Source organism: Vibrio sp. SCSIO 43097, from assembly GCF_023650755.1.
GTDB classification, from domain to species: Bacteria; Pseudomonadota; Gammaproteobacteria; order Enterobacterales; family Vibrionaceae; genus Vibrio; species Vibrio alginolyticus.
This window is the reverse complement of sequence record NZ_CP071840.1, coordinates 3,334,724-3,361,327: the sequence shown is the minus strand read 5'-3', so window position 1 is coordinate 3,361,327 and position 26,604 is coordinate 3,334,724. Positions and strand designations below refer to the sequence as shown.

General features: G+C 46.2%; 20 protein-coding genes and 5 tRNA genes. 16 read left to right on the top strand and 9 right to left on the bottom strand.

The genetic code is table 11. From position 1 onward, the window contains the following. Window positions 1-64 precede the first annotated feature (64 nt). The gene (gene ilvY, locus J4N40_RS16165; protein WP_025768266.1) at window positions 65-955 is read right to left on the bottom strand and encodes an HTH-type transcriptional activator IlvY; all 891 of its coding nucleotides are present in this window, start codon (window positions 953-955) and stop codon (window positions 65-67) included. Window positions 956-1,098: 143 nt separating this feature from the next. Between ilvY and ilvC the strand changes: the two genes are divergently transcribed. Then, window positions 1,099-2,583: a ketol-acid reductoisomerase gene (ilvC, locus tag J4N40_RS16160; RefSeq protein WP_005379098.1), complete on the top strand. Its 1,485-nt coding sequence runs from the start codon at window positions 1,099-1,101 to the stop codon at window positions 2,581-2,583. A 185-nt stretch (window positions 2,584-2,768) separates the two neighbouring features. Here the strand turns inward: ilvC and ubiK are convergent, their stop codons facing one another. The 4 genes from ubiK to J4N40_RS16140 form a co-directional block, all read right to left on the bottom strand. Then, a complete protein-coding gene (gene ubiK, locus J4N40_RS16155) occupies window positions 2,769-3,020 on the bottom strand; it encodes a ubiquinone biosynthesis accessory factor UbiK (protein ID WP_005379099.1) in 252 nt (83 codons plus the stop codon). A gap of 131 nt (window positions 3,021-3,151) precedes the next feature. Further along, window positions 3,152-6,274 carry a multidrug efflux RND transporter permease subunit VmeD gene (vmeD, locus tag J4N40_RS16150; RefSeq protein ID WP_033907400.1) on the bottom strand — a complete coding sequence of 1,041 codons (3,123 nt, stop codon included), beginning with the start codon at window positions 6,272-6,274 and terminating at the stop codon, window positions 3,152-3,154. Window positions 6,275-6,286: 12 nt separating this feature from the next. Beyond that, complete coding sequence (locus J4N40_RS16145) at window positions 6,287-7,390, bottom strand: efflux RND transporter periplasmic adaptor subunit (RefSeq protein WP_042523871.1); 1,104 nt, start codon at window positions 7,388-7,390, stop codon at window positions 6,287-6,289. Window positions 7,391-7,408: 18 nt separating this feature from the next. After that, window positions 7,409-7,990, bottom strand: coding sequence for a TetR/AcrR family transcriptional regulator (locus tag J4N40_RS16140; RefSeq protein ID WP_005384254.1), 582 nt, complete (start codon window positions 7,988-7,990; stop codon window positions 7,409-7,411). Between the two features lie 170 nt (window positions 7,991-8,160). Between J4N40_RS16140 and rep the strand changes: the two genes are divergently transcribed. Further along, complete coding sequence (rep, locus tag J4N40_RS16135; RefSeq protein ID WP_005379104.1) at window positions 8,161-10,176, top strand: DNA helicase Rep; 2,016 nt, start codon at window positions 8,161-8,163, stop codon at window positions 10,174-10,176. Window positions 10,177-10,249: 73 nt separating this feature from the next. Here the strand turns inward: rep and J4N40_RS16130 are convergent, their stop codons facing one another. After that, window positions 10,250-10,663: a c-type cytochrome gene (locus J4N40_RS16130; RefSeq protein WP_005384252.1), complete on the bottom strand. Its 414-nt coding sequence runs from the start codon at window positions 10,661-10,663 to the stop codon at window positions 10,250-10,252. Window positions 10,664-10,998: 335 nt separating this feature from the next. Here J4N40_RS16130 and J4N40_RS16125 point away from each other — a divergent pair. From J4N40_RS16125 to J4N40_RS16105, 5 genes are all read left to right on the top strand, one after another. Continuing rightward, window positions 10,999-11,075, top strand: a tRNA-Arg gene (locus J4N40_RS16125). Window positions 11,076-11,108: 33 nt separating this feature from the next. Next, window positions 11,109-11,184: transfer RNA gene (locus J4N40_RS16120), tRNA-His, on the top strand. 69 nt (window positions 11,185-11,253) lie between these two features. Beyond that, window positions 11,254-11,330 (top strand) — tRNA-Pro (locus J4N40_RS16115). A gap of 48 nt (window positions 11,331-11,378) precedes the next feature. Continuing rightward, a tRNA-His gene (locus J4N40_RS16110) sits at window positions 11,379-11,454 on the top strand. 64 nt (window positions 11,455-11,518) lie between these two features. Continuing rightward, window positions 11,519-11,595, top strand: a tRNA-Pro gene (locus tag J4N40_RS16105). Between the two features lie 338 nt (window positions 11,596-11,933). On the opposite strand, the gene J4N40_RS16100 is transcribed toward J4N40_RS16105, so the two are convergent. Beyond that, entirely contained in the window at window positions 11,934-12,659 is a 726-nt protein-coding gene (locus J4N40_RS16100) for an HAD family hydrolase (RefSeq protein WP_005379107.1), read from the bottom strand. A 661-nt stretch (window positions 12,660-13,320) separates the two neighbouring features. Here J4N40_RS16100 and J4N40_RS16095 point away from each other — a divergent pair. The 9 genes from J4N40_RS16095 (at window position 13,321) to J4N40_RS16055 (ending at window position 23,162) form a co-directional block, all read left to right on the top strand. Beyond that, window positions 13,321-15,036: a dipeptide ABC transporter ATP-binding protein gene (locus J4N40_RS16095; protein WP_250654319.1), complete on the top strand. Its 1,716-nt coding sequence runs from the start codon at window positions 13,321-13,323 to the stop codon at window positions 15,034-15,036. 92 nt (window positions 15,037-15,128) lie between these two features. Beyond that, window positions 15,129-16,682: an ABC transporter substrate-binding protein gene (locus J4N40_RS16090; RefSeq protein WP_005379109.1), complete on the top strand. Its 1,554-nt coding sequence runs from the start codon at window positions 15,129-15,131 to the stop codon at window positions 16,680-16,682. Window positions 16,683-16,829: 147 nt separating this feature from the next. Beyond that, a complete protein-coding gene (locus J4N40_RS16085; protein WP_005379110.1) occupies window positions 16,830-17,807 on the top strand; it encodes an ABC transporter permease in 978 nt (325 codons plus the stop codon). Between the two features lie 2 nt (window positions 17,808-17,809). Continuing rightward, window positions 17,810-18,760, top strand: a complete 951-nt coding sequence (locus J4N40_RS16080; protein ID WP_054730225.1) for an ABC transporter permease — start codon at window positions 17,810-17,812, stop codon at window positions 18,758-18,760. Between the two features lie 157 nt (window positions 18,761-18,917). Continuing rightward, the gene (locus tag J4N40_RS16075; RefSeq protein WP_250654318.1) at window positions 18,918-19,937 is read left to right on the top strand and encodes an SPOR domain-containing protein; all 1,020 of its coding nucleotides are present in this window, start codon (window positions 18,918-18,920) and stop codon (window positions 19,935-19,937) included. A 226-nt stretch (window positions 19,938-20,163) separates the two neighbouring features. After that, complete coding sequence (locus J4N40_RS16070) at window positions 20,164-21,171, top strand: substrate-binding domain-containing protein (RefSeq protein ID WP_017636149.1); 1,008 nt, start codon at window positions 20,164-20,166, stop codon at window positions 21,169-21,171. Window positions 21,172-21,226: 55 nt separating this feature from the next. Next, window positions 21,227-22,162, top strand: coding sequence for a LysR family transcriptional regulator (locus J4N40_RS16065; RefSeq protein WP_005379132.1), 936 nt, complete (start codon window positions 21,227-21,229; stop codon window positions 22,160-22,162). A gap of 269 nt (window positions 22,163-22,431) precedes the next feature. After that, window positions 22,432-22,836 carry an SMR family transporter gene (locus J4N40_RS16060; protein WP_005379135.1) on the top strand — a complete coding sequence of 135 codons (405 nt, stop codon included), beginning with the start codon at window positions 22,432-22,434 and terminating at the stop codon, window positions 22,834-22,836. Then, window positions 22,833-23,162, top strand: coding sequence for an SMR family transporter (locus tag J4N40_RS16055; RefSeq protein WP_005478614.1), 330 nt, complete (start codon window positions 22,833-22,835; stop codon window positions 23,160-23,162). Before J4N40_RS16060 ends, J4N40_RS16055 begins: the two co-directional genes overlap by 4 nt. Before the next feature lie 1,061 nt (window positions 23,163-24,223). Here the strand turns inward: J4N40_RS16055 and edd are convergent. Together edd and J4N40_RS16045 are read right to left on the bottom strand one after the other, a co-directional pair. Further along, window positions 24,224-26,020: a phosphogluconate dehydratase gene (gene edd / locus J4N40_RS16050; RefSeq protein WP_250654317.1), complete on the bottom strand. Its 1,797-nt coding sequence runs from the start codon at window positions 26,018-26,020 to the stop codon at window positions 24,224-24,226. Beyond that, the gene (locus J4N40_RS16045) at window positions 26,020-26,544 is read right to left on the bottom strand and encodes a gluconokinase (protein ID WP_053349770.1); all 525 of its coding nucleotides are present in this window, start codon (window positions 26,542-26,544) and stop codon (window positions 26,020-26,022) included. Before J4N40_RS16045 ends, edd begins: the two co-directional genes overlap by 1 nt. Window positions 26,545-26,604 lie beyond the last annotated feature (60 nt).

Here is a 26,604-nt window from a genome sequence, read left to right as displayed (position 1 = left end):
AGCGGGCTTTTTTGCATCTATAGAGTTTTAAAATTAGCTCACTTTATACCTAAAAAGTGTTCATCTAAGGTGCGATATACTTGCTCTCTGCAACCTTCCAAAAGGCTTTAACAAGCGGATTTTCCAGCTGAGTTTTGTTGCAGCAAACACCAAGTTTAAAAGGTTTAATTGGTAAGACTTTTAAACGATTTATCTTTTCTCTTACCGGACTGTTATTGATTACAACATCAGGTGCGATACCTACTCCACACCCCAATGCAACCATACTTACGATGGCTTCATGTCCGGAAGTTTGTGCGTAAATCTTTGGCTTTATTTTCATTTGTTTGAGCCAACTATTGGCCCTGTCTCTTGCCGTTCCTGCTTCTGGGAGTATGAATGGAATGACCGACCAGTCTGGTTTTTCTTTTTGTAGCTCTTCAGCAAACGCACTAACCCCAACAGGTACGATGACAGAAAGTGGGATTTCACTGATCGTTTCAAATGCGATTTTATTTGGCATCTGTTCTGACTTGGCTGATATGGCAATATCGGCTTCATCTGCTAGTATTTTGTCGATCGCTTGAGCTGGATCGCCGGTTGATAGTTTGAATTCAATGAAAGGGTTCTGAATACGAAAGTCAGATATTAGCTCCGGAAGATGGCTGTAGCTTGCAGTAACAGAACAAAAGAGACGGATTTCTCCTTTCAATTCATCCTCGGTTCCCTTCAGGTGACTCTGATACTGCTGCCATTCGCCAAGAATCTTTAAGGCGACTGGGACTAGCTTTTTACCTTGGATAGTTAAATCAACGCTACGGTTGTCGCGTAAAAACAATTGTTGGCTGGTTTCCTCCTCTAATTTTTGTATCTGTCGGCTTAAGGCTGAAGGGCTAATATGCATTGCCGCTGCGGTCTTGGCGAAACTTTTACTCTCACAGAGATGAATGAAAAGTTGCAGGCTTTTGATATTCATTAAATTTTCATTTCCATGTTGCATAAATTGCAATAATTAATTGTGAATATATCACTTTAAGCAATCTCATGTCTGTTTTAGTATGAAGTTATTCGGTAAGGCAATTACTGACCTCAATGGAAGAATCTCAAAGGAGCACCCAGATGGCTAATTATTTCAATACCCTAAACTTGCGCGAGCAGTTGGACCAATTAGGTCGTTGTCGTTTTATGGACCGCAGTGAGTTCGCTTCAGAAGCGGATTATCTGAAAGGTAAGAAAGTAGTCATTGTAGGTTGTGGTGCTCAAGGTCTTAACCAAGGTCTGAACATGCGCGACTCTGGTCTAGACGTTGCTTATGCGCTTCGCCAAGCCGCGATTGATGAGCAACGCCAGTCATTCAAAAACGCAAAAGACAACGGTTTTGAGGTAGGTAGCTACGAAACGCTAATTCCACAAGCTGATCTAGTAGTAAACCTTACTCCAGATAAGCAGCACACAAACGTTGTTGAGACGGTAATGCCGTTAATGAAAGAAGGCGCAGCACTGGGTTACTCTCATGGTTTCAACGTTGTTGAAGAAGGCATGCAAATCCGTAAAGACCTAACGGTAGTAATGGTTGCACCTAAATGTCCAGGTACGGAAGTTCGTGAAGAATACAAGCGTGGTTTCGGTGTACCGACTCTTATCGCTGTTCACCCAGAGAACGACCCAAAAGGTGAAGGTTGGGATATCGCGAAAGCTTGGGCTGCAGCAACCGGTGGTCACCGTGCAGGCTGTCTAGAGTCTTCTTTCGTTGCTGAGGTGAAATCTGACCTAATGGGTGAGCAAACTATCCTTTGTGGCATGCTACAGGCTGGCTCTATCGTGTGTTACGAGAAGATGATTGCTGATGGTATCGATCCTGGCTACGCAGGCAAGCTTCTTCAATACGGCTGGGAAACGATCACGGAAGCTCTGAAGTTTGGTGGTATCACTCATATGATGGATCGCTTAACTAACCCTGCGAAAGTAAAAGCATTTGAACTTTCTGAAGAGCTAAAAGAGCTGATGCGTCCGCTATACAACAAGCACATGGATGACATCATCACAGGTCACTTCTCTAGCACGATGATGGCTGACTGGGCAAACGACGATGCAAACCTACTAGGCTGGCGTGCAGAAACGGGTGAAACTGCTTTCGAAAACTACCCAGAAACTGACGTAGAAATTTCTGAGCAGGAGTACTTCGATAACGGTATCCTGATGGTTGCTATGGTTCGTGCGGGTGTTGAGCTAGCATTTGAAGCGATGACCGCTTCTGGCATCATCGATGAGTCTGCTTACTACGAGTCTCTACACGAGCTGCCACTTATCGCAAACACTATCGCACGTAAGCGTTTATACGAGATGAACGTGGTTATCTCTGATACGGCTGAATACGGTAACTACCTGTTCGCTAACGTAGCAACGCCGCTTCTACGTGAGAAGTTTATGCCAGCCGTAAATACTGACGTAATTGGTAAAGGTTTAGGTGAAACGTCTAACCAAGTGGATAACGCGACTCTTATCGCTGTGAATGAAACAATCCGTAACCACCCTGTAGAGTACATCGGTGAAGAACTACGTGGTTATATGACAGATATGAAGCGCATCGCGGTTGGTGGCTAATTTTCTTTGCTTCAAAGTAGAGAAAATATTAAATGAACTCTGGCCAGACTGGAGTGATAAATACAAAATAAAACACAACATCTAATCAAAAGGCTTGGTCGCCGTTGACCAAGCCTTTTTGTTTTTAGCCGATTTATCTGCGCGCCGATAAGAAAAACGCTCCTTTGTGAGGAGCGCTTTGATACTTATTTTTCAGCAAGCTTTTCTTCAAGTTGCGCCAACTTCTGTTCCATTTCTGTTAGCTTTTGACGTGTACGTAGTAAAACTTGAGTTTGAACATCAAACTCTTCGCGACTTACAACATCTAGCTTGTTTAGCTGGCCTTGGATTACTTGACGAACTTTCTGATCGACATCAGAGCCCAACTCTTTTACAGGTTGAGGCATTGAGTCGTGAATCTGTTTAGCAATTTGCTCTAATTTCTTTGGGTCAAACATAGTGGCTAAAACTCCTTTTGATTTGTCCTCATTTTAAGTAAATGATACGTGAAAGTCGCCATTTAGATGGCAAAAAAGAGAGCGGCAATAAAAAAGGCCACCGAAGTGACCTTTTTGAATGCCTTAATAGCTTATCTGTTATCCGCTAATTCACGATGAGCTGCTTTCGCTTCGTCAACTCGCGCTAACTTCTCCAAGTCTTTGTCTTCAACAAATACTGGCAGAGGTTTGTGTTTTTCAGCTAGGTAGCTGTAAATCACAGGTAGCACGAATAGTGTGAACAGTGTACCGATTGCAAGGCCAGCAACGATGACGATACCGATACTGAAACGTTGCGCGGCACCTGCACCTGTTGCGTACATCAGTGGGATCAGACCTGCGATCATCGCTGCAGTGGTCATTAGGATAGGGCGAAGACGCACTTTCGCAGCTTCCATCACCGCATCAATACGAGACAGTTTATTATGTAACTGCTCTTCCTTGGCGACTTCACAGATCAAGATACCGTGCTTGGTTATTAGGCCGACCAGCGTGATCAAACCAACCTGCGAGTATATGTTCATCGAGGCCGTACCCCAGGCCAATGCGATCAAGGCACCACATATTGCCAGAGGTACAGATACCATGATGACAATAGGATCGCGGAGTGATTCAAATTGAATCGCCAGAACGAGGAAGATGATCGCAAGTGCAAGACCGAAGGTTGCATACAAGGCACTACCTTCCGTTACAAACTGACGAGATTCGCCCATGTAATCATGGTTATACCCTGCAGGCAGTTTGGTTTGTGCAATATTTTCAAACCAATTAACTGCATCCCCCATCGAAACACCAGGGCCTGTAACAGCACCCACAGTTGCTGAGTTTAGCTGGTTGAAGTGTGGCAAAGAGCGAGGCTCAGCCACCACATCAATGGTAATCAGACTACCTAATGGAACCGCTTTACCATCCACAGAGCGTACATAGTAGTTCTTCATCGATTCTGGGTTTAGACGCCATTTACGCTCAACCTGAGGAATTACCTCATAAGAGCGGCCATTTAGGTCGATACGGTTTACATAACCATCTGCCATCATGGTGCTGAGGGTGATACCAATGTCTTGCATAGTCACACCGTAGGCACCTGCTTTGTCTTTATCGATCTTGATCTTCATCGTTGCAGAATCATATTTCAGATCCAGATCGGAATAGACAAACATTGGACTGCTTGCTACTTCCGACAGAATGTCATTTGCAACGGTAAACAAACTTTCAAAGTTGTTTGGCGTTGTAATTACGAACTGTACAGGAAGGCCTGAACCAGCACCTGGTAGCTCCGGCATTTCGTAGGCAGCAATAGACATTCCCGGAATGCTCGAAACAAGCCCACCAACACGCTGTTTGATTTCTGCTTGGCTCGCTTCTCGTTCGCCCCATGGTTTGAGTGTAGCTAAACCAAACGCTTGATTAGAATCCGGTACACCGTTAAATACCTGAGCGTATTCCACTTCTGGTTGATCAGAGAGAATCTTATTCACATCATCCATGGTGTTTTGGATGTAGTCCAAATTCGAATTTGATGGTGCGGTCCCTATGAGTACTACAACACCTTTATCTTCAGATGGAGCTAGCTCGCTAGGAATAAACTTGAATAGGACTGGTAAACTTGCGAATACAATTATCGCAAACACGATCACCACTGGTCGGCTAGCCATTATTGCTTTTAACATGCTTGCGTAGCGATTAGTCATGCCATCAAGTACATGGTGAACTTTTTGCTCAAACTTGCTTGGCTTCTCGTTCGCCTTCAGCATCTTCGAACACATCATTGGTGATAGTGTCAAAGCGATGATGCCGGATACGAATACTGAACCTGCCAGTGTCAAAGCGAACTCTTTGAACAATGAACCGGTGATACCACCCATCAATGCGATCGGCGCGTACACTGCACCTAGCGTCAATGTCATCGCGATAACTGGAACCGCAATTTCACGCGTACCAATAATTGCAGCTCGGAATGGCGATTCCCCTTCTTTGATGTGACGGTCAACGTTTTCTAGTACAACGATCGCGTCATCCACCACCAGACCGATGGCAAGCACCATCGCCAGTAGCGTCATCAAGTTCCAAGAGAAACCCATTGCCTGCATCACCATTGCCACACCAATCAATGAAAGTGGAATGGTCACGATAGGAATGATTACCGCGCGGAATGAACCTAGGAACAGTGTGATAACCACAAGTACGATGACCGCTGCTTCAAGAATCGTTTTCACTACTTCGTGAATCGATTCGTTGATGGCGATAGTTGAGTCGTACATCACGTTCATTTTGATGTTACTTGGTAGGTTGCGCTCAAGCTGAGGCAACAGTTCAAGTACGTCTGCTGCAATGTTGATTGGGTTAGCGCTTGGTGCTGCGTTGATCGCCGCAACCACGGCTTCTTGACCGTTTGCACTTGCGCGATAAACGTCGTGACTCTTCTCCAGCGTTACTTTAGCGATATCACCTAGACGGATGACATCCCCTTCACCAGTTTTCACGACCAATGCTTCAAGTTCAGCAACGTTTGATACCTGAGTATCTGCGCTACCGTTATAAAGTACGAACTCACCCGTCGCTTGACCGGTTGCAGATTGGTAGTTGTTGGCGTTAAGAACGCTCATCACATCCGTAGCGGTCAACTTCAAAGCGCCCATTTTGGCAGGATCTAGCCATACGCGCAGTGCGTACTTCATACCACCATACAGGTCAACTTTGGATACACCGTTTACAGTGAACAACTGCGGGTTGATTACACGCTCAAGGTAGTCAGTGATCTGGCTTGAAGATAACTCGTCACTCGTAAAGCCGATGTACAGTACCGCCGTTGTCGAACCTGTCGACATGGTTACGGTTGGATCTTCGGCTTCTTTTGGAAGCTGAGAACGTACTGAGTTCGTTTTCGCTAAGATATCAGCCAATGCTGCATTCGGGTCAGTATTCAACTTCATGTTGACAGTAATGGTTGATTTACCTAGTACCGATTGCGAAGTCATGTAATCAATATTATCGGCTTGCGCCACCGCTTGCTCCAATGGCTGAGTAATAAAGCCTTGGATCAAGTTGGCACTTGCACCGTAGTAACTGGTGGTCACGGTGACCACCGTATTCGTCATTTCAGGGTACTCACGAACTTGCATTTTGAACACCGCTTGCAAACCAAGCAATGCAATCAAAAAGCTGATCGATACCGCTAAAACTGGACGTTTTATAAAAACATCTGTAAAGCGCATGATGCCTCCAACTTAAAGCATTGGTGTTTCAGCAGGTGGGGTAGTTGCATCGCTTTCGACAATGCTTACTTTCGCATGGTTACTCAAACGGACTTGACCCGATGTCACTACCACATCACCTGGCTTCACGCCTTCTAGAATGTGTGCGATATCTTTAGAGCGTTCGCCAACTTTTACCACATGCTGCTTAACGCGTTTTTCGCCATCTTCTTCTGTTACGATGTAAACATTGTCGCCATATAGCGTAAATGTGATCGCGGTTTGAGGTAGAGTGACCTGATTTTCTAACTTAGGCAGAATGATGTTTGCACGCGCGAACATACCACTACGCAGTTTACCGTCACTGTTAGGGATATCCGCTTGAACTTGAATCAAACCACTTTGTACGTTAACCGCAGGCTCAATCGCAGAAATTGAACCTTTGAAAGGCTGTTCTGGGTAGGCATCCACGAAGATATCCACTTCTTGGTCGATATTGATACGTGAAATATCGGTTTGCGGCACGGTAAAGCGTAAACGCATCACGCTGGTGTCTTCCAGGCGAACAATATCGGTACCCGCTTGTAGGTACTGACCGAGGTACACGTTACGAATACCTACTACACCATCAAATGGCGCTTTGATTTCGCGTCGGTCGATGGTCGCTTTCAAGCTTTCAATGTCCGCTTTTAAGGAGAAGTAGTTCGCTTCTGCTTCGTCATACGCTTCTTTAGAAATAGAGCCTTTTTTAAATAGCCCTTGGTAGCGTTTGTATTTCGCTTCTGCTGCTGGCAACTTGGCTTGCGAGCTCTTTAAATTCGCTTTCTCAACGTCAGAGTCAAGCAGTACTAGTGGCTGACCTGCTTTGACTTGAGTACCGGAATCAAATGCGATTTTATCGATAACACCGCTCGTTTCGTTCGCTACCGTCACGCCTTGATTTGGCTCGATAAAACCAATTGCCTCGATGACTGGTACCCAATCCACCGCTTGCACTTCAGTTACGGTTACTGGGAATGCTGGTTCAGGGCGATTGGCAAACTGCTCCATTTTGTCTTTGATATCAATTAGTCTGTATGTAACAACGCTACCAAAAAGTAATAAAACAATTGATAGCATCAAAATCCACTTTTTCATTCTATTAAGAACTCCAAGTTAGTGTTTAATAATTGCATCCCAACTGGCTTCAATAGCGGCCTCTAATGCCGTCTTATCCAGTTGATAAAATCCCAAAGCGTGTTTCCGAGCAAGTGCAACACTTGCCTCAAAACTTAATCCAGAAAGTACTTCGTTATCGAGAAGCTTGAATACTCCCTCGTCTTTACCCTGATTAAAAAGAAGATCTACTTGGGCAAACATTTGTCTCTCAAGTTCCCGAGCTTTGCTACTATTTGAACAGGGTAAAGACTCATATTGGACTCGGTTGCTGATCGCACTTAAGTTCGAGCTCGCTAGATTCCAAATATTGAGCCACATGGTTCGATAACGCTGTTTTAAAGGCATCTCTTCACTAACACCTAGTTGCACCGCAGTAGCAACACGCTTAGCAACGTTAAGGCGTAGTTCCTCTAAAAGATGTTCTTTATCTGAGAAATAACGGTAAATCGTCCCTGCTGCGACACCTGCCTCATTGGCGAGCTTTTGCATGGAAAGCCCTTGAAAGCCAGATTCAGCAATGAGTTGTTCAGCAGCGACTAAGATTTGTTCTCGTTTATCTACAGCAGGGTTATCCTTCATAATGTCACCCTTTAGTGAATGAACGTTCATTCATTATAGCTTAAATACCCGCTATTTATGCAACAGAATATTGCACTTAATTGGTGTGAAAATTACAAGAAATCAGCATAGCTTTCACGAGGCCACCCCTTTATCATAGGCGCCACATTCATCACCCGCAGAGAATTTCTATGAAGCTGAACCCTAGTCAAGATGAAGCCGTGAAATACGTGTCTGGTCCATGCCTAGTGCTAGCTGGTGCTGGCTCGGGCAAAACTCGTGTTATTACCAATAAAATCGCTTATCTGGTTCAGCAATGTGGTTACAAAGCGCGTAATATTGCTGCGGTGACGTTTACCAACAAAGCAGCACGTGAAATGAAGGAGCGTGTAGGTCAAACGTTAGGGAAAGGTGAGTCTAAAGGTTTGATGGTATCAACATTCCACACTTTAGGATTGAACATCATCAAGCGTGAGTACAAGCATTTAGGGTTGAAAGCGGGCTTCTCACTGTTTGATGACCAAGACCAGCTAGCGCTGCTCAAAGAACTTACCGAAAAGCAGCTTGATGGTGATAAAGATCTGCTACGTCAGCTTCTGAGTTGTATTTCCAACTGGAAAAACGACATGTTGACGCCAGAGCAAGCCAAAGCGCGTGCGCAAGGTGAACAGCAACAATTGTTTGCGTTCTGTTTTGATATGTACCAAAAGCAAATGAAAGCCTATAACGCGCTCGATTTTGATGACCTAATTTTGATGCCCGTTTTACTCTTACGTAATCATGAAGATGTTCGTCAGCGTTGGCAGAATCGTATCCGTTACCTACTGGTTGACGAGTATCAAGATACCAACACGAGTCAGTATGAGCTGGTCAAATTAATTGTCGGAGAACGTGGGCGATTGACGGTTGTAGGGGATGACGATCAGTCTATTTATTCATGGCGTGGTGCGAAACCTCAGAACCTCGTGTTGCTGGGTGAAGATTATCCAAATTTGCGTTTGATTAAGCTAGAGCAAAACTACCGTTCAACGAGTCGAATCCTGCGTGCGGCCAACATTTTGATAGCTAACAACCCTCACGTCTATGAGAAGTCCTTGTTCTCTGAAATTCCTGACGGTGAAAAACTCAAAGTGTTGTTGGCTAAAAATGAAGAGCATGAAGCAGAGCGCGTAACGGGTGAACTAATTGCGCATAAGTTCCTAAACCGTACCGAATATAAAGATTATGCGATTCTATACCGTGGTAACCACCAATCACGTTTGATTGAAAAGTCTCTGATGCAAAACCGCGTACCGTATAAAATTTCTGGCGGCACCTCGTTTTTTGCGCGCGCAGAGATTAAAGACATCATGGCGTATTTGCGCGTTTTGGTTAATCCGGATGACGACAATGCATTTTTGCGCATTGTGAATACTCCACGACGTGAAATTGGCCCAGTGACGTTAGAGAAGTTAGGCAGTTATGCCAATATGCGAGGCAAGAGCCTGTTTGAGTCGAGCTTTGAAATGGGGCTCGAACAGCACCTAACGGGACGTGGCCTAGAAAACCTGCGTCGTTTCACCCAATGGCTAGTGGCGATTGCTGATCAAGCTGAGCGTGGTGATACCGTCGAAGCGGTTCGTTCGCTAGTTCGTGATATCCATTATGAAGATTGGCTATACGAAACTTCAGCAAGTCCGAAAGCCGCTGAAATGAGAATGAAGAACGTTTCTGACCTTTATTCCTGGATAGTGGCGGACCTAGAGGGTGACAACTACGATCAAGAAGAGAAAACGTTAAAAGAAGTCGTTCAACGTTTGACCTTGCGTGACATGATGGAGCGCGGTGAAGAAGATGAAGACAGTGATGCAGTACAACTGATGACCTTGCACGCATCAAAAGGCCTTGAGTTCCCATATGTATACTTAATTGGGTCCGAAGAAGGTATTTTACCGCACCAAACCAGTATTGATGAAGATAACGTGGAAGAAGAGCGTCGCCTGATGTACGTTGGTATTACTCGAGCGCAACGTGAACTGACTTTCACTATGTGCAAAGAGCGTCGGCAGTTCGGCGAGTTGATCAAACCGACTCAAAGCCGCTTTTTGGATGAGTTGCCATTTGATGACGTTGAATGGGAAGTAAACAAAAAGCCAGTATCAGCAGAAGAGCGTATGGCGAAAGGTCAAGCACACATTGCCAATATTCGAGCAATGTTTAAGAAGTAAAGTAACCTTGTTCTCACTGACTAAAAACAAAAAGGCTTGCCAACTGGCAAGCCTTTTTCGTTGATGTCTTTACTTATAGACCTTCAATCATGTGGTCAATTGCTGCGATGATTTCATCGTCAGAACAGTCCATACAGGTTCCTTTGGCTGGCATCGCATTGAAGCCTTCTAATGCGTGCTTCACTAACGTATCTTTGCCTTGTGCAATACGCGGTGCCCAATCATCGGCATTACCTGTTTTAGGTGCGCCGTTTACACCAGATGCGTGACAAGCAATACAAAAAGTACCATAAACTGTGGCGCCATCACGTGGACCGGTTGGTTCTTCTTTCACTGGCTCAGAGCCCGCTAGATAAACATCACCGACAGGTTGGATGCGTTCTGCGATCGCATCGTATTCAGTTTGGCTGATGTCAGAAGCTAAAGCTGCCGTAGAAAACGTTAAGGCAGCGAACAAAACGCTAATCATTTGTCGAGACATATCCATTAAACCCACTTCACATTCCCGAGGTAAGTGACTTACCTATTTATATAGTTAGAGTATTAATGCCGAGCAGAGAAATCATTAAATTCCACTGAATGGCATAGAATGATTAGACAACTTGGTTGCAGCTGTTAAATCAATGTAAATAATGGGTGATTATATCCCGATAACTTGTTGCAATAAACAACAAGTTATCCATGACAGGGCGTGAATCACATCAAAAATCCACTTTAACGGAAGATAACTGTCGAAAAAGAGACCAAACGATAAAAAAAGTAAAAAAAGTACTAGACGGCATAGTGTGATATCCGTATTATTCCACTCCGCCGATAGGGCATGCGCCCGTAGCTCAGTTGGATAGAGCGTTGGCCTCCGGAGCCAAAGGTCGAAGGTTCGAATCCTTTCGGGCGTACCATTGCCTCGGAGGATACATCGGTAAAAATCAGTGGTGGCTATAGCTCAGTTGGTAGAGCCCCGGATTGTGATTCCGGTTGTCGCGAGTTCAAGTCTCGTTAGCCACCCCATTCTTTCTTTTTTAGATTGAATGCGGTAGCATTGCTCCCAATCTTGATTCAATCAAGATAAAACATCGTCGGTGAATAGCGCAGCTTGGTAGCGCATCTGGTTTGGGACCAGAGGGTCGGGGGTTCGAATCCCTCTTCACCGACCACTATTTAGTTTATGGCTCTAATAGAGCGGTAAACAGCAAAAATTGATGGTGGCTATAGCTCAGTTGGTAGAGCCCTGGATTGTGATTCCGGTGGTCGCGAGTTCGAATCTCGTTAGCCACCCCATTAATTAAGGTGACTTCTTAGTTGAAGTGTCCTGTCTGATTTGAGAAAATCAGCAAATACAGTTCGGTGAATAGCGCAGCTTGGTAGCGCATCTGGTTTGGGACCAGAGGGTCGGGGGTTCGAATCCCTCTTCACCGACCACTATTAGAAAGCCTGCTTTTTAGCAGGCTTTCGTCGTTTTAGAGTTTATGATCTTGCTTGGACTGTATTAGTCGGTAATGTATCAATGGATTTGAACCCAAGTGGGGTTCGCCTGAAGTTAGAATTCGGCTCTTCACCGACCGCTATTTAGAGCCTCAGTCGAAAGACTGGGGCTTTTTTGCATCTCTCCTGAAAAGAATCGGCATTCCATTTCAATTTTTCCCAAAAGTGTACAGCTCTAGGGGCTTTTGACCACCTATGATCCAAATGCTTTTCGAGCTGACAAAATAAACCCCAGAGCAGTGTCTGGGGTTTTGTAGTTTTCTAATCCGCTGCTTTTATTGGGCGAGTGTTTTAAGGATTTCTTTCAGTTCTACCGTTTCTTGGATTTCAAAACTTGGCGTTATATCCGTTGAGTTGCTTGCGCCTGTCGCATTCACCCACACACTCAAAATGCCCATATTGTTAGCGCCAGCAATGTCAGCAGGTAAAGAGTCGCCCACGTGTAGAGCCTCTTCTGGTTTTACTTCGACCAAGTCGAGCGCTTTTTGGAAAATACTTGTAGCAGGTTTCTCTTCTGGCTCTTCTCCTCCCACAATAATATGGTCCACCCAGTTGCTCATTTGTGTCGCGTTTAATTTAGGGTGTTGAGAAAAAATCGGACCGTTAGTGATCACGACGAGTTTGTAATGTTGACGAAGGTCGCTGAGCATTTCTTTTACACCAGGGAAGAAGGTGAACGCGCCCATACGTGCAGAGTCAAAGTAGTCTTGAGCTTGTTGAGCCTCTTTTGCAGTGATGCTGACGCCTTGCTCCGCCAAGATGTTTTGGATCAGGCCACAACGGAAGGCATTTTCATCGGGTAGCAGAGCCACAAGGTGAGGGAACTCAGCATTCAGCTTTTTGTATACACCCTGCAAGTAGCGCTGCAAAAACGCTTTTGGTTCGGTAACTTGTGGGTAGGTCTTATGAATCCAAGTTGTAAACGCTTGTCCTGCAACTTTATCGGCTTGTGACGTTGCACATAAAGTCTCGTCCATATCAAAAAAAATCGCTTTAAGCACAGGGGCTCCTTTTATTTACGGCTTGGCTTTGACACTGTTCATCTATTATCCCACTCTCAATTGTGTCGTAAAGGGTTAAAATCGGCGAGTTTTCTTATGACGTACGAATGAGGATAGCGGTACTTTCCTTTGCTTAGTCAATAAACCGCTTAAGTGGCGCATAATCTGCGTTGGAGCAGGATTTGTGTGGTTTTGCTGTTTTGTTCACGTTTTGACCTATCCTTTCTCTTCCTAAGTTTGGCTTTTTGTATTTGCCGACTATTTTATTAATAGTTTTTTATGTTGAAAAAACACTTTTTGCATATGATATTGTTTGTTAAATGTTAATAAATGCACATGAATAATATGGTTAATGATCTTGTTTAGCTCATGTTTACTTTTAGAGCATTTTTCTAGTTTTATTGGTGCATGACGCACAAAAATAGTGTGATATGAAAATGGTTAAATACTTGTTAATGCATTTTTATTCGCTAATTGTGCGTTTATTTAATGTTTTTTCGGCGGAATATACTTTAATTGTTGCTTTTTTGTGTGATTTTTGCCAAATTATTTCCGCATTAAGATTTCAGAGTATTATTCTGAATTTGAACGGATTCATTCAGGTGATGAATGGTGCCTTTGGCATGATTCGATACCACAGACAAGGCAGTAGAGGTCTGAAATGTCACTATTAGAAGTGAAAAACCTTCGTATTGAATACCCATCCCGACACGGCGTTCACGCTGCCGTGAAGTCACTTTCTTTTCATATTGAACGTGGTGAAATCGTGGGTGTTGTTGGCGAATCAGGTGCGGGTAAATCCACCGTTGGTAACGCTGTTATCGATTTGCTTAGCCCTCCAGGTCGCGTTGCTAGCGGTGATGTATTCCTGGATGGAGAAAAAATTTCTGGCCTATCACCAGAAGCGATGCGTAAGGTTCGCGGCTCGAAAATAGGTTTTATTTTCCAAGATCCGATGACCTCGCTCAATCCACTTTTTACTGTTGAGCAACAGCTGAAAGAGACGATCCACGCCAACATGAAGGTCTCTGATGAAGAGGCGTATCAGCGCGCGCTTTCTCTTATGCAGCAGGTTGGTATTCCTCAACCAGAAAACCGCTTAAAGCAGTACCCGCATCAATTCTCTGGTGGTATGCGTCAGCGTGTTGTCATTGCCATTGCTTTGGCTGGTGAGCCTGATCTCATCATTGCGGACGAACCAACTACGGCGTTAGACGTTTCTATCCAAGACCAAATCCTCAACTTGATCCGCGAGCTGTGTATCAAGAACAATGTCGGCTGTATGTTGGTTACTCACGATATGGGGGTAGTCTCCAACGTCACCGATCGCGTGGCGGTAATGTATCGTGGTGACTTGGTGGAGTTTGGACCAACAGCCAAAGTATTGGGCGATCCTGATCACTCTTACACTCGCAGTCTAATTTCAGCGGTACCACGTTCAGACAGAAAGTTAGATCGTTTCCCGTTAGTAAGCTATATCGAAGAAGCGGCGGAAATGGAGCCACTCGATATCAAGAACCACTGGTTAGGACAAAGCCAAGATGAGCGTGAGTACACTGGCCCGCTTTTGGACGTGAAGAACGTCAATCTTCGCTTTGTGACCAAAGACTCTTTGTTCGAGAGCCGCCGAGAATACGTGCAAGCATCTAATAATGTGAGCTTTGAAGTGCACGAAGGCGAAACCTTTGGTTTGGTGGGCGAGTCTGGTTCAGGTAAATCGACCATTGCACGTGTGATTGCTGGTTTATACCAACCTAACTCTGGTCAGGTGAAATTCGAGGGCATTGACCTGACCGCTTTAACCTCTGAGAAAGAGCGCCGCCCGATGCGTCGTCAAATGCAGATGGTGTTCCAAAACCCATATACTTCAATGAACCCTCGTATGAAGGTATTCGATATTATTGCTGAGCCAATCCGTTTCCATAAATTGACGAAAAACGAGTCGGAAACTCGCCAAATCGTGAATGACCTATTGGATCATGTTGGTTTGGGTCGAATGGCTGGGCTTAAGTACCCTCATGAATTCTCCGGTGGTCAGCGTCAGCGTATTTCTATTGCGCGTGCGTTGGCGACTCGTCCTCGACTTTTGATTTGTGATGAACCGACCTCAGCACTGGACGTATCGGTACAGGCACAAATTCTAAACTTGCTGAAAGATCTGCAAAGTGAGCTGAACTTGACTATGTTGTTTATCAGCCACGATTTACCTGTTATTCGTCAGATGTGTGACCGAGTAGGTGTGATGCAAATGGGTACACTTTTAGAAGTGGCACCAACAGAACAGTTATTCACGGCACCTCAACACGAATACAGCAAAAAATTGATTTCTCTGATGCCGGAGTTTACAGGCTTGCGAGAAGATATCGAAACGGCATAAACCAAGCAATTCGCTTGGCTAACCTTTAGTCATAACAAAGACGCAAACACAACAACAAGGGATCCGTATCCCCGCATGAAGGAGTTATGCAAATGAAAACCATGAAAAGCAAATTAGCAGTGGCGCTAATGGCTGCGGGCCTAAGCTTTAACGCAATGGCAGCAGATATCAAAGTTGGCTATGCAGCTGACCCAGTATCGCTTGACCCACATGAGCAGCTATCAGGTGGCACACTGCAAATGTCACACATGGTATTTGATCCGTTGGTTCGCTTTACTCAAAAAATGGATTTCGAGCCTCGCCTAGCGGAAAGTTGGGAACGTATTAACGATACGACTGTTCGTTTCAAACTGCGTGAAGGTGTGAAATTCCATTCTGGCAATACTCTAACTGCTGACGACGTCGTGTGGACGTTCCAGCGTTTACAAAGCTCTCCTGACTTTAAAAACATCTTCGACCCGTACGAGAAAATCGTCAAAGTGGACGACAACACGTTCGATCTTGTAACTAAAGGTCCTTACCCACTAGTGCTGCAAACCGCAACGTACATTTTCCCAATGGACAGCAAGTTCTACACTGGCAAAACTGCGGACGGCAAAGACAAGTCTGAGCTAGTGAAGCACGGTAACTCATTTGCATCGACTAACGTATCTGGCACGGGTCCATTCATTGTGACTTCACGTGAACAGGGCGTAAAAGTGGAATTTGAACGCTTTAAAGATTACTGGGACAAAGAGTCGAAAGGTAACGTTGATAAGCTAACGCTTGTGCCAATTAAAGAAGACGCAACTCGTGTAGCAGCGCTGCTTTCTGGCGGTGTTGACATGATTCACCCTGTAGCGCCAAACGACCACAAACGCGTTGAAGATGCTGACGGCATCGACCTAGTTACGCTACCTGGTACTCGTATCATCACGTTCCAACTAAACCAAAACAGCAACGAAGCATTGAAAGACGTTCGCGTTCGCCAAGCGATTGTTCACGCAATCAATAACGAAGGTATCGTGAAGAAAATCATGAAAGGCTTCGCAACGGCTGCTGGTCAGCAAAGCCCGGCAGGTTACGTGGGTCACGATGACAAACTGGTTCCTCGCTACGACTTGAAGAAAGCGAAAGAACTGATGAAAGAAGCGGGTTACGAAAATGGCCTGACGCTAACGATGATCGCACCAAACAACCGTTACGTGAATGATGCGAAAGTAGCACAAGCGGCAGCGGCAATGTTGTCTAAGATCGGTATCAAGGTTGATCTGAAGACCATGCCAAAAGCGCAATACTGGCCAGAGTTCGACAAGTGTGCGGCAGACATGCTGATGATCGGTTGGCACTCAGATACAGAAGACTCAGCGAACTTCAACGAGTTCCTAACGATGACTCGTAACGAAGAAACCGGTCGTGGTCAGTACAACTGTGGTTACTACTCAAACCCAGAAATGGACAAAGTGGTTGAAGCTGCGAACGTAGAAACGGATCCTGCGAAACGTGCAGAAATGCTGAAAGGTGTAGAAGCAACACTATACAACGACGCAGCATTCGTACCGCTACACTGGCAAAGTGAAGCGTGGGGTGCGAAGTCTAACGTGAAAGCGGCAGACATCGTTAACCCAATGGTAATGCCTTACTTCGGTGACCTAGTGGTTGAATAATCACGGTTAGTCGACTTTGAGGAGGGATGGATTTCCCTCCTCAACTTAAAGCACTCGACTCAGTTTTGTTTCAGTCGGATTGAGTGGGTTATTTAGACTGAATTTTCTCTCTAATTTAGAGATCTATGGATAGTTAAGGGGCAAGGAATGTTTTCGTTTCTGGTCAAGCGCCTGTTTCAGGCACTGATAGTGATGTTTGTGATCAGTTTGGTGGCGTTTGCCATTCAGGACAACCTGGGTGATCCGCTGCGTGAGCTTGTAGGTCAGTCGGTTTCGGAATCGGAGCGTCAAGCGCTACGCGACGACTTGGGCCTGAACGATCCCTTTATCACAAAGTACACGCGCTTTGTGGGTAATGCACTGCAAGGTGATTTGGGTACCTCATATTTTTTCAAGCGACCTGCAGTTGAGGTGATCCTCGATAAGCTGGTGGCAACATTAGAGCTCGTGTTTGGCGCGACGCTCATCATTATCGTTTTCTCTATACCACTCGGGGTGTATTCCGCGATTCACCCGAAGAGTGTCTTTACCAAATTTGTTATGGCGATGAGTAGTGTCGGCATCTCGATTCCGGTGTTCCTAACCGCAATCATGCTGATGTACGTCTTCTCCATCGAACTCGGCTGGCTGCCTTCCTATGGGCGAGGTGAAACCGCTAACGTACTCGGTTGGGAATCTGGCTTCTTTACCATTGATGGTATCAAGCACCTCATCCTACCTTGTATTGCGCTAGCGTCTATCATGCTGCCGTTGTTCATCCGTTTGGTACGTTCAGAAATGCTGGAAGTACTGAGTTCGGAATACATTAAGTTCGCCAAAGCAAAAGGTTTGAACTTACAAAAGATTTATTACCAACATGCACTTAAGAACACCATGCTACCAGTATTGACGGTAGGTGGCGTGCAGATTGGTACCATGGTGGCCTACACCATTCTCACTGAAACCGTGTTCCAATGGCCGGGCACTGGCTTCCTTTTCCTAGAGGCAATCAACCGTGTAGATACACCGCTGATCACTGCTTACGTTATCTTTGTTGGTCTGATCTTCGTGGTAACCAATACCATCGTTGACTTGCTGTACGGCATCATCAACCCAACTGTGAACCTAACTGGAAAAGGAGCTTAATCATGAGCCAATCAAATTTAACACCAGCTCCTGCTCCATCAGCGTGGCAGCGTTTCAAAGAGTCAGATTTTCTGTATTACTTCAAACGCGACAAAGTGGCGATGGCGAGTTTTACCGTCTTTATGATGTTCTTAGTATTGGCATTGGCTGCACCGATTCTTGCGCCAACAGACCCGTACGATCTGACGTCTATCGACATCATGGATTCAGAGCTACCACCGTCTTGGATGGAAGAGGGCGATGAGCGTTTTGTTCTTGGTACTGATGAGCAAGGCCGCGATATTTTATCGACCATTCTTTACGGCTCTCGTTTGTCTTTGACGATCGGCTTTTTAGCCGTCGGTCTTCAGTTGATTCTGGGTATCATCATTGGTTTGTCGGCGGGTTACTTCGGTGGTCGTATCGATAGCTTCTTGATGCGCTTTGCGGATGTTCAACTATCGTTCTCAACCATGATGGTGGCGATCATCGTATCGGCCATTTTCAAAGCCAGCTTTGGCAGCGATTTTTACAGCCAATACGCGGTGGTGATGCTGGTGGTGATCATCGGTGTGGCTGAATGGCCGCAATACGCACGGACTATTCGTGCCTCGGTATTGGCAGAGAAGAAGAAAGAATACGTCGAAGCGGCGCGTGTGATGGGCTTTAAAGCTCCGCGAATCATGTTCCGTCACATTCTGCCAAACTGTCTATCGCCAATCTTGGTTATCTCGACGGTACAGGTAGCGAACGCGATCATGTCGGAAGCGGCGCTGTCATTCCTAGGTTTGGGTCTGCCAGTCGATCAGCCGTCACTGGGTGCGCTAATCAGCATCGGCTTTAACTACATCTTCTCTGGTGCATGGTGGATTACTGCTTTCCCTGGCATCGTGCTAGTAACATTGGTTTTGGTTATCAACCTGTTGGGCGACTGGCTACGTGATGTATTCAACCCGAAACTGTACAAAGGATAAGAATTTTCCCACCAAGCGTTGTAAATTCACTTAATTCCTTCCTAAACTGAGAGCCGGATGCAAATTCCGGCTCTTTTTTTGCTAGTTATTCTTTGTTCACATTTTTTTGGCGCTTTGCCGCCATAATGACCTTACCCACTAATTTAGAGTGAAGTGTATGGAAATGAAGAAGGCACAACACCCATCTCGTATCTTCCAAGCAAGCCTGGCTTTGGGTTTGTTGCTAGTATGCGCCCAGTTTTCTAGCCCAGTATCGGCGGAGGAGTTCCTTTGCCAAGCCACTCAAGCCAGCGAGAAAGAATTACCGATGCTTGAGAAAACGTGCCCAATTGGTAACGGAGTATGGGGAAAGAAAGTGCCGCAGGGGGGCAACTACCTTTACTGGATTCAATGCGGATTGCTACCCAAGCCTATGTCTCTCGCGAAAGCTAAGCCTCTCTATAGTAAAATCACGACTGACGTATGGATGAAGCCTGAATCCAAAGGCTATCGCTGTTTGATTGGACCTTACAAGGCATTGTCTGATGCGAGGGATGACTTACGAGGAGTCAAAACCTTGTCGAATTACAAAGAGGCGTTCATCCGAGTGGTTGGGAAAGGGACGAAACAACCAGTAACACCACCTACACCTAAATCTACTGTATCGTCGAAATCAGCCGCATCTTCGGTTAAGCCAACACCGACGGTGACCTCGAAACCCGCGCCAGTTCCTGCTGTGCGAGCTGATACCGACGCCTTTAAAGCGCGGGCAGAGAAGCCAGATACCAAGGCAAAAAGTTCGCGTGATAGCTCTTCGTCTACGCCTGTTGCTAAGACCAAAGCGAAGCCAATTGTCACTGGAAATGATGACATTGAAGTTCGGTTGAGAACTTCAGTGCAGGGCAAAACGTACGTGGTCCCATATTTACTCGATCACCATAATCAGTTTTACATGGAACATGGTAAGCCGTGGAACCGCCTCAACTACGAAAACTCGCACAAAGTATGTCAGCAACTGGGTATGAACTTAGCTAACCCTGCAGAGTTTAAAGCGCTGAGGGCGTCTGGGGTGATGGAAAAAAATCAATGGCCACTGCAACTGCCGTATTGGGGCAAAGATAAGAAAGGTTTGTTCGCCGATCGTGAGCCCAATCAGCTCACCGGGACCTCATTGTTGAACGTGGTGTGCGTGAAATAACGACTCAGATATTGCGGTCAAAATATAGAAGAAAGCCCCGAGTTCGGGGCTTTTTTGCGGTCTCAAATATTATCGCTATTTAAGTGGCGTTTCTTTGTGATGCGTTTGCTAATACGCTCTACCACTGATATTCATCTCATTTTGCGAATTATTTTCACTGAACTTGTCGGCAGAGAGTCTATTCGTCATAATGTTACTTGTAACATTACTGATAAATCACATATTTATGGCTCAACAGAATAAGAAAACTCGTACGACATTGCAGGATGTCGCAGACCAGGTTGGCGTCACGAAGATGACCGTTTCACGCTACATGCGTAACCCTGAATCGGTGGCGGAAAAGACTCGGGCCAAGATTGCGACTGCGATTGAAGAGATGGGTTACATCGAAAACCGTGCACCGGCGATGTTGTCAAAGTCCTCCAGTAAAGCCATTGGTATTTTACTGCCGTCTTTGTCCAACCAAATTTTTGCTTCCTTTGTTCAGGGCATAGAGATGGTGACCAAAGCCAATGGCTATGAGACGCTTTTAGCGCATTTTAGCTACGATGAGCTTGAAGAAGAGCGCAAGATCGCGTCATTACTCTCTTATCAAGTCGATGGGCTTATTCTAACTGAAAGCCATCACACGCCGCGTACATTACAGATGATCAAAAATGCGGGCATTCCGGTGGTCGAAACCATGGAACTGCCATCGGAGCCGATTGATATGGCGGTTGGACTCGATCATGAAGATGCGTCGTACACCGTGGTTAAGCAGATGCTAGATACGGGGAAGCGTACAATCGTCTATTTTGGCGCGCGTCTGGATACGCGAACCAAATTGCGGATGCAAGGTTACGATCGCGCGATGACAGAAGCAGGGCTAGAACCCAAACATGTATTAACTGGTGATCATTCGAGTTTTTCTTTAGCACATGATTTGCTCGAACGCGCACTGGAAACGCACCCAACGCTCGATGGGGTGTTCTGTACCAACGATGACATCGCAATTGGCACCATGCTGAGTGCGCAGCAACGTGGCATTCAAGTTCCACAGCAATTGGCAGTGGCGGGCTATAACGCGTTGGATATCGGTCAAACCATCAGTCCGAAACTGACCAGCGTTGATACGCCGCGTTTCCAAATTGGTGTAAAGAGCGCAGAGCTATTAATTGCGCGCCTGAAAGGCGAAACGCAAGAAGAAAAAGTCTTCGATATGGGTTATCAGATCACGTCGGGAGAGAGTGTTTAACTAATTGTTAACTGCTCTTTGTATTCGCTCATCAATGGTATTGGTAGGTTAGGGTATGGCACATCAGCTGGATGCATTGGATCTCAACTTAATGCGTTTATTAAAAGCCGTGGTGGAAAACCGCAGCATCAAGCTGGCCGCAATGCAGCTTGGCATTTCTCAACCGAGCGCCAGCCGCGGCGTGATGAAGTTGAAACAAGTGTTTGATGACCCGCTTTTTGTGCGTAAAGCACATGGGGTAGAGCCATCACCCATGGCGATTCGTCTCGCCGCCGAGTTCGACAATATGGTTGCGCCACTGGAAAAAGTGGTGCAAGAATTTGAAGTGTTCGACCCACTGCAATACCAAGGGCAGATTGCGATTGTAACTGATCCTTATTTGATGGATGAACAAGGGCAGCGACTGCTCACTGGTTGTCATCGAGCCTTTCCCAAAGCGCACTTTGCTTTTTCCAGCTGGAATACTTACTCGCACGATGAAATGTTAGAAGGCGAGCACGATTACTGCATTCTTGACCAAGAGACCGAGCTGTCGAAAGACATTTACATGCGCCCGTTATTCGTTGAAAAACGGGTGATTTTGGCGCGCAAAAATCACCCAACGTTGTCGAAAGTCAGCAATGATTGGGACACGGTGTCCAAACTACCACTTGTCTCTTTGCCTGCGCCCGCGTCATATAAACCGCTTTGTACCGTGGAGTCCGAGTATCGACGCATGGGTTATGAGCCAGTAGTGTTACTGAAGTCCTATAATTTGCGTTTGGCTTGCCAAATGTTGCAAGAAACCGACGCGATTATGTATGCCAGTCAAAGCTCGGCATTGTTGATGCCAGAACTCGCCTCTTACGCAATGCCACCCGTTAATCGTGAGTTCAGTCAGTTTGTGGTCTCTGGCGGTTTCCTTCAAACCAACCGCAACCATCCTTTGCACAGACACCTACATAAAGTGGTGCGACAAACCCTCAATACGCCGCTGATTTTTACGCAGTGACGTCACCTGATGGCATCAGCTGAATGAGAGAGCAGATGCTTTAACCTTATCAATGTTGTGTGATTACATAGACAACTTATTTCTTAAGATATTCAAAAATGAATATCTCAATTACCTGTCTCTTTTTCCTACCCAGCGCTAACCTTATCTCAAATAGTCAGGAGAAGTGGCTCATTTTTATCTTTTTAACTTTTTGAATGTCGATACAGGTACGCGGCATTCACCATTCTCCGTTATGCATTTTTTTAATTTCTGATGGAGGATTAATCATGCTAGTTGCACGTCTATTTTTATTGCTCGCCATCGTTGCCGAAGTGGCTGGCACCAGCACTATGTCTCTTATCGGACAAGGGCACGGGTGGTGGGGCTACATCGTAATGTATGTGCTGATCGCAATCTCTTACTACTTCCTCGCATTTGCCGCGAAGAAAATATCTATCGGTGTGGCATACGCTGTCTGGGAAGGGTTGGGTATCTCGTTGATCACCGTGGTGTCGATCATCGCCTTTGATGCCAACTTAAACCATCAAGAGTTGTTTGGTTTGATGTTAGCCGTTGTTGGCATTGTGTGTGTGACCTTAGGGGAATCACATGGTCAGCCTAACGCCAAGAAAAATGCCGATAAACCGGCAAAAGAACGTTCATTTTCTACTAGTACAAGGTGCGAATCATGAGTCAATTTTTTACGATGTCATTTGGATTTGTCGTGATGGCTGCCTTGGTCGATATCATGGCCAATATGGCGCTGACACGCTCAAAAGGTTTTAAATATAAAGGCTGGGGCATTGCGGCGATTGTGTTGGTACTGACAGCATTCACGCTGTTGGCACAAGCGGTGAAAGAGATCGACTTAGCCATTGCTTATGCCTCTTGGGGTGCGATCGGTATCTTGGGTACCGCAGTAGGTGGAGCCTTGCTGTTTAAGCAGAAACTCAAGCCAATCGGCTGGTTTGGTATCTTTGTGGTGATTGCTGCCGTCGTAGTGATGAAGACCGCTTGATGTAATTTACTGAATGCTAGATATCGTCATTCTGAGCAGCAAGAGACGAGCGTGATTCAGAATCTACCAACAAAAAGTGCTGTGGAAGAGGGGTTTTCTCTGGCTTCACAGCACCTTGATAGTGGATTCCTGATCTCGCCTAGGCTCGTCGGAATGACGGACTCATTCATTTTTAAAAAGAACAGAGGCCAATCCTAAAGTTCGTCATTTTGAACAGCAAGAGACGAGCGTGATTCAGAATCTACCAACAAAAAGTGCTGTGGAAGAGGGGTTTTCTCTGGCTTCACAGCATTTTGCTATTAGATTCCTGATCTCGCCTAGGCTCGTCGGAATGACGGATTCATTCGTTTAAAAAGAACCGAGGCCAATCCTAAAGCTTGCCATTCTGAACTGCGAGGGACGGTCGTGATTCAGAATCTACCAACAAAAAGTGCTGTAGCAGAGGGGTTTTCTCTGGCTTCACAGCACGTTGATAGTAGATTCCTGATCTCGCTTAGGCTCGTCGGAATGACGGATTCATTTTTTTAGAAAGAACTGAGGCTAATCCCAAAGCTCGTCATTCTGAACAGCGAGGGACGAGCGTGATTCAGAATCTACCAACAAAAAGTGCAGTGGCAGAGGAGTTTTCTCTAGCTTCACAACACGTTGATAGTAGATTCCTGATCTCGCCTAGGCTCGTCGGAATGACGGATTCATTTTTTTAGAAAGAGCAGTGACCAATCCTAAAGCTTGTCATTCTGAACAGCGAAGGACGAGCAAGATTCAGAATCTACCAACAAAAAGTGCTGTAGCAGAGGGGATTTTCTCTGGCTTCACAGCACGTTGATATTAGATTCCTGATCTCGCCTAGGCTCGTCGGAATGACGGATTCATTCGTTTTTAGAAAGAGCGGTGGCCAATCTCAAAGCTCGTCATTCTGAACAGCGAGGGACGAGTGTGATTCAGAATCTACCAACAAAAAGTGCTGTGGCAGAGGTGTTTTCTCTGACTTCACAGCACGTTGATATTAAATTCCTGATCTTGCTTAGGCTTGTCTAAATGACGAGGTTTTTCTTCTCGCCTTAAACAATGAAGCTTGCGCCTTCTTCTGCACTCGATACGTTTTGGCGGATCACGCTAAACAAGCCTCGTCCCCAAGTTTGTTGGGTCGATTCGGTATCGAAATGAATCAACTCGCGACCAGTGGTGTCGCTTAAGTTGTTCAGTTCGCCCGTTTGGCAATCAAGGCGAATCAAATCACCGTTGCGCACTAAACCAATCGCGCCACCACGAATGGCTTCTGGAGAAACGTGAATCGCAGACGGAATTTTACCGGATGCACCAGATAAACGACCGTCAGTCACTAACGCCACTTTAAAGCCCGCTTTTTGCACGTTCCCTAAAATTGGCATCAGCTTGTGCAGTTCAGGCATGCCGTTTGCCGCTGGGCCGTTGTGTGTGACCACAACGATGCAGTCTTTGTTCAGGTCGCCACGTTTGTACGCGGCCTCCACTTCGTGTTGGCATTGGAATACGATCGCTGGTGCCACAATCACGCGTTGCTCTTCTTTCACCGCAGACACTTTCACCACGGCTTTGCCTAAGTTGCCAGTCAATACGCGAGTGCCGCCAGTATTTTGGAATGTGGCGTCTGGTTTGGCGATCACGTCACCGTCTTGGCTGCCTTGGCACGATGTCCAGGTCAGTTGGCCATCGACAAGGCTCGGTAGCGTCATTTGGTCTTCAAATTCACCAAACACGGGTTTCACATCGCGATGCAAAAGCTCGGATTGGTTCAAGCGGTGCAATAACGCTGGCACGCCCCCCGCGTCTTGGAACGCGTTCATATCGGCTGGGCCGTTCGGGTAAACGCGCGCTAATAAAGGAACCACATCCGACAGATCGCTGATGTCTTGCCAGGTGAGCAAGATGCCAGCAGCACGCGCCACGGCGATCATATGAATGGTGTGATTGGTGCTGCCGCCAGATGCAAGTAGAGCGATGATGCCGTTGACCAAGCTCTTTTCTGTGACCACCTCGGCCAGCGGACGGAAGTGTGCAGAACCCGCCGTCATTGAGGCGATTTTCAGAGCGGCGTGATCGGTTAACGCTTTACGCAGTTGGGTATGGGGATGAATAAACGCCGCGCCCGGCAGCATCAAGCCCATGGCTTCGAACACTAACTGGTTGGTGTTGGCGGTGCCGTAAAACGTACAGGTACCCGCAGAATGGTAAGCGCGACACTCCATATCCAGCAGAGCGTCTTTGCCGACTTCACCCGCTGCGTATTTTTGGCGCACGTCGACTTTCTCTTCGTTGCTGATGCCCGTTGCCATCAGACCCGCTGGTACAAACGCAGTCGGCAGGTGCGCGTAAGACAGCGCGCCCATCAGTTGCCCCGGGGCAATTTTGTCACAGATACCAAGCAGTAATGTGGCATCAAAGACATTGTGGCTCAAAGACAACGCCGTTGATTGCGCAATTAAGTCACGTGAAAACAGCGACATATCCATGCCTGCTTGACCTTGAGTCACCCCATCGCACATCGCTGGCACACAACCTGCGACTTGCGCTGTATGGCCGTAGTCCGCCAGCACTTGTTTGATTTGCACTGGGTAATCTTGGTACGGCTGGTGGGCGCTCAACATGTCGTTGTAGGCGCTGATCAGCGCGACATTGGCATGAGTAAAATCGAGAATATTTTTCTTTTCAGAAGAGCAAGAAGCGGCGACTGCATGGGCTAAGTTACCACAAGATAAACCAACGCGGCCTTTGCCCGCTTCGGCTTGCACTTCGGTGCGAGTAAGAAAGGCAGCGCGCGCTTCACGGCTGCGCTCGGTCAAACGTTGTGTGACATCAAGAACAACAGAGTGAGTCATTACGCCACCTCGATCGCTTGCATTTTGATTAGCTCAGCGGCAGAGCGTTCCACCACGTCGCTGATGTCTCCGTCGATACTGACGATCAGAGTTTGAGGCTCGTTGTCTGGGCGCTCTAGTGTCTCGAATTGGCTCTTCACCATGTTTTCTTTCATGAAGTGGCCTTTGCGCATACGCATGCGATTAAGGATCAACTCCATATCGCCATCAAGGAACAGGAAGGTCACGTTGTTGTTGCCTTCGCGGATCTGATCGCGGTAAATCTTTTTCAGTGCTGAACAGACAATGATGCCGTGTTCGTTTTTGCTTTCTAGGCTGTACGCCGCATCACGAATGCGTTCTAGCCATGGCTTGCGATCATCATCGTTCAGAGGCTGGCCCGAAGCCATTTTCTGAATGTTCGCTCGTGGATGAAGATCATCACCATCAATGAATTTACGCCCTAGCTTTTTCGCTAGATGCTCACCAATTGTGCTTTTACCACTAGCACAAACGCCCATAACGATGACACTACTACCAGCCATAACTTATCCTCATAACCAAATTTGCGCGTGATCTCAATTTTTGAATTCACTTTAAAATAT

Coding starts and splice junctions, on each gene's coding strand:
- ilvY (WP_025768266.1), bottom strand. CDS start 955: ATGAATATCAAAAGCCTGCAACTTTTCATTCATCTCTGTGAGAGTAAA.
- ilvC (WP_005379098.1), top strand. CDS start 1,099: ATGGCTAATTATTTCAATACCCTAAACTTGCGCGAGCAGTTGGACCAA.
- ubiK (WP_005379099.1), bottom strand. CDS start 3,020: ATGTTTGACCCAAAGAAATTAGAGCAAATTGCTAAACAGATTCACGAC.
- vmeD (WP_033907400.1), bottom strand. CDS start 6,274: ATGCGCTTTACAGATGTTTTTATAAAACGTCCAGTTTTAGCGGTATCG.
- J4N40_RS16145 (WP_042523871.1), bottom strand. CDS start 7,390: ATGAAAAAGTGGATTTTGATGCTATCAATTGTTTTATTACTTTTTGGT.
- J4N40_RS16140 (WP_005384254.1), bottom strand. CDS start 7,990: ATGAAGGATAACCCTGCTGTAGATAAACGAGAACAAATCTTAGTCGCT.
- rep (WP_005379104.1), top strand. CDS start 8,161: ATGAAGCTGAACCCTAGTCAAGATGAAGCCGTGAAATACGTGTCTGGT.
- J4N40_RS16130 (WP_005384252.1), bottom strand. CDS start 10,663: ATGGATATGTCTCGACAAATGATTAGCGTTTTGTTCGCTGCCTTAACG.
- J4N40_RS16095 (WP_250654319.1), top strand. CDS start 13,321: ATGTCACTATTAGAAGTGAAAAACCTTCGTATTGAATACCCATCCCGA.
- J4N40_RS16090 (WP_005379109.1), top strand. CDS start 15,129: ATGAAAACCATGAAAAGCAAATTAGCAGTGGCGCTAATGGCTGCGGGC.
- J4N40_RS16085 (WP_005379110.1), top strand. CDS start 16,830: ATGTTTTCGTTTCTGGTCAAGCGCCTGTTTCAGGCACTGATAGTGATG.
- J4N40_RS16080 (WP_054730225.1), top strand. CDS start 17,810: ATGAGCCAATCAAATTTAACACCAGCTCCTGCTCCATCAGCGTGGCAG.
- J4N40_RS16075 (WP_250654318.1), top strand. CDS start 18,918: ATGGAAATGAAGAAGGCACAACACCCATCTCGTATCTTCCAAGCAAGC.
- J4N40_RS16070 (WP_017636149.1), top strand. CDS start 20,164: ATGGCTCAACAGAATAAGAAAACTCGTACGACATTGCAGGATGTCGCA.
- J4N40_RS16065 (WP_005379132.1), top strand. CDS start 21,227: ATGGCACATCAGCTGGATGCATTGGATCTCAACTTAATGCGTTTATTA.
- J4N40_RS16060 (WP_005379135.1), top strand. CDS start 22,432: ATGCTAGTTGCACGTCTATTTTTATTGCTCGCCATCGTTGCCGAAGTG.
- J4N40_RS16055 (WP_005478614.1), top strand. CDS start 22,833: ATGAGTCAATTTTTTACGATGTCATTTGGATTTGTCGTGATGGCTGCC.
- edd (WP_250654317.1), bottom strand. CDS start 26,020: ATGACTCACTCTGTTGTTCTTGATGTCACACAACGTTTGACCGAGCGC.
- J4N40_RS16045 (WP_053349770.1), bottom strand. CDS start 26,544: ATGGCTGGTAGTAGTGTCATCGTTATGGGCGTTTGTGCTAGTGGTAAA.